We start from the raw sequence: 214 nt of genomic DNA on the forward strand, positions 1-214 counted from the left end.
GGTGGGGAGCGGGAACTTCGGCGGCGGGTGCGGGAGTTGGCGGCGGCGGTTCGTGCCACGCGGCGCGTTGTTGTTGCCGTGTCCAACGAGGTGGGGTCCGGGATCGTGCCGGCCACGGCCTCTGGGAGGCGGTATCGGGATGAGTTGGGGAGGCTGAACTCGGTGTTCGGGGCCGAGTGTGAGCATGTGCTGTTGGTTGTGGCGGGGCAGGCGG

General features: G+C 70.1%; 1 protein-coding gene. It reads left to right on the forward strand.

Annotated elements, in window-relative coordinates; genetic code table 11:
• A partial coding sequence (locus tag AOK08_RS38560) for a bifunctional adenosylcobinamide kinase/adenosylcobinamide-phosphate guanylyltransferase (RefSeq protein ID WP_198539520.1) occupies window positions 1-214 on the forward strand: 214 nt, incomplete at both ends.

Origin of the sequence: Streptomyces graminilatus, assembly GCF_001418565.1 — a bacterium.
In the GTDB taxonomy this organism is placed as follows: domain Bacteria; phylum Actinomycetota; class Actinomycetes; order Streptomycetales; family Streptomycetaceae; genus Streptomyces; species Streptomyces graminilatus.